3 protein-coding genes and 1 pseudogene are annotated in these 2,643 nt (G+C 49.3%); all 4 read right to left on the bottom strand.

The features are described 5' to 3' along the window. On the bottom strand, positions 1 to 887 hold an 887-nt coding region (locus ACTHS3_RS11405), incomplete at its 3' end, for a DNA translocase FtsK 4TM domain-containing protein (RefSeq protein ID WP_440367985.1). Positions 888 to 1,078: 191 nt separating this feature from the next. Continuing rightward, positions 1,079 to 1,630 (bottom strand): hypothetical protein, encoded by a 552-nt coding sequence (locus ACTHS3_RS11400; RefSeq protein WP_036490789.1) that lies wholly within the window; start codon positions 1,628 to 1,630, stop codon positions 1,079 to 1,081. A gap of 36 nt (positions 1,631 to 1,666) precedes the next feature. Next, positions 1,667 to 2,020 (bottom strand): nucleolar protein, encoded by a 354-nt coding sequence (locus ACTHS3_RS11395; RefSeq protein WP_070625307.1) that lies wholly within the window; start codon positions 2,018 to 2,020, stop codon positions 1,667 to 1,669. Between the two features lie 47 nt (positions 2,021 to 2,067). Next, a pseudogene (locus ACTHS3_RS11390) lies at positions 2,068 to 2,643 on the bottom strand (ABC transporter); the annotation flags it as partial.

The raw sequence follows: 2,643 nt of genomic DNA, 5'->3' as shown, positions 1-2,643 counted from the left end.
CTGCTGCTGCCTGCCAACGGAGCAACCGGAGTAGCGGTAATGGTTTTGGCTTCTTTAACCATGCGGCGCGTATTTTGGGTTTCCAAAGCTTCGGAACGGACATCTTCTTTTTTATTTTGGAATTGAGACAGTTTTTTCATCAGGCTGCTAAACAGGCCGCCCATATGGCTGCCGGATTTGGCCATGACTTCCAACCATGACACCTGAGCCAGCAGGGAAATGGACAAAAGCAACATCACCAGCATAATCAACAGGCTGCCCGATTTACCCAACAGCCAAGCCAAGCCTGAACCCGCCAGCAAGCCGACCAAGCCGCCTGCACCGACGGGAAGGGATTCGCTCAATGCATTGTCAAACAGGAAATGTTCGATAATCGGGCTGCACACCAGCAGGAGGAATAATGCCAAAGCGGCTACGCCGTGATTGTAAGGTTTATGGTTTTCCTGCTTTTTCATGGGGCGGAAATTTTTGTAGAGGAAAACGCAAGAGGCGGCTATCCACCACCAAAACGATAAGCCAAACAGATAATATCCGACATCGGAAAGATAGGAGCCAAAGAGGCCGCCGAGATTGGCGACATCGTTGCTTTTGGGAACGCTGCGCGACCATGCAGGGTCGTCCATGCTGAAGCTGGCCAGGGAAATAGCCAGATAAATGGTGATAACCAAGCCAAACAGCCATAAAGCATCATTAATCAAGTTGACGACATGCTCGGGGCGCGCTTTTTTTTCTTCGTTTCTTTGCAGCTCTTTGGCGGCCTTGAGGCGTTGGGAGACTTTATTGTCGGCTTGAGTTTGTGCTTTGGTGGATTTGCGTGTGGTCGGTTTGGCTGCCGGTTTGGTTGAGACGCGTTTTTTTGTTTGGGTTTTAGAAGATTTTGCAGTCATGAGATAAAGGCCGTCTGAAAAGACCGGAGGTAATGTGCGTAGTAAAGGGCAAATTATACCGTATTTACTAGGTACAAGAAATTGAAACGGGCGTAATCATTATAGGATTCAGGCCGTCTGTTTGGCGTAACGAAAATTTTGGATTTCGTTTCCACCTGTTCAGACGGCCTGATGTTTTGATTGATTTGGACTTACATTCTGCCCAGTTCGCGCTGGAGGGCTTGAATATTTTTCTCCCTATCCAAAACCGCGCCTTGCAATGTGCTGATGGCCTGTTGATTGACACTGCCGCCTTTGGCTGTCCGGGCTTGGCTCAGTTGCTTTTTGGCATCGGCCAAAGCCGCGCGTTCATTGGATAACTCGGTTTCCAAAATAGAGCGGCGGCTGTTGACGCCGGAAGATTTGGGAACCGGAGGAGGAGCTGTTTCAGAAGCGGTACGGACAGGAGCAGGTTTGGGTGTTGCCTTATGGTTGGATTTTGCCGCCGTGTTTTTGCTTTTTGCCGGAGCCGTTTGTGATGTCGGCGCGTTGAGTGTAGGCGCATCACTGACCGGGGCGTCGTATCGGCTGCTGCTGTATTTGCCGACAATCGGCAAATCGTTGACGGCTTGGCAGTTGCCGCTTGGGCGCGAGGTATAGACAATCGAGCCGTTGACTTCACAGGTGTAAATTTTTGCGGCGTGGGCTTGGCTGTTGAAAACAGCAAGCGGCAGCAGGGATAGGGTAAGCAGATATTTTTTCATGATTCAGGTAGGGCTGATTCGTTGCAGTTGAGCATTTTATTCTTGTTCAGACGGCATGGGCTGCTGTTTTTTAGCTTTTTTACCGTTCTTATTTTTGCTCGGTTTGTCGGCTTTTTTCTCTTGTTTATCGGATTTTTCCGCGCGTGCCTTTTTCTTAGGCTTTGCACTTGCGCGTTCATCAGAGGCATTGAGGCTACGGATGTTGAGGTGGTAACCGCTGCCTTGATGGCCGCTGATTTTAGGCAATTCGGCCTGTGCGCAGGAGGATTTGGGTTCGGAAGTATAGCTGCCGTTGCCGCAGGAATAAACTGCGGCGGCTGCGTGAAGAGAAATGCCCAAGACGAAAGAGAATACGAGGAAGTATCCGGCTTGTTTGATGGTTGAAGTCATGTTTTTCCGTATTGTGTTTTATTTCAGACGGCCTGATGGCTCTATTTTTATTGGGAAAACTCGGCTTCGACATCCACTTGGATTTGCTCAAGCTCTTCCTGCCATTGCAGCCAGTTTTCTTCCAGTTGCGTTAATTTTACTTTAGTTTCTGTTAATTGTGCGAGTGTCTCTTGCAATTTGGGTTTATTTTCTTCTGAATAAGCAGATTCTTGTGCCAAAAATGCTTCACAGGCCGTCTGAATATCAGTCAATCGTGCGATTTCTTTTTCGGCTTTGTCAATTTTCTGCTGAATCGGTTTGCTGCGTTTGGCTTTTTCCTGACGGATTTGTGCCTCGATACGCTTGGTATCCTTACGGCTTTGGCTTTGTGCAGAAGCGGCGGGGGCTGCTGCGGCGTTTTCTTGTGCCAATCGCCATTGACGGTAGTCGTTCAAATCGCCGTCGAAGTTGTTCAGACGGCCTTTGTCGATAAGGAGGAAGCTGTCGGTAGTCGCTTCAAGCAGGCTGCGGTCATGCGAAACGACAATCAATGCGCCTTGGAAACTTTGCAGGGCAAGTGTCAGGGCGTGGCGCATATCCAAGTCTAGGTGGTTGGTCGGTTCGTCAAGCAGCAGCAGATTAGG

The sequence above is a fragment of the Neisseria sp. P0009.S007 genome, from assembly GCF_051962515.1.
The sequence above is the reverse complement of the archived record's forward strand: the minus strand, read 5'-3'. Positions and strand labels throughout refer to the sequence as shown.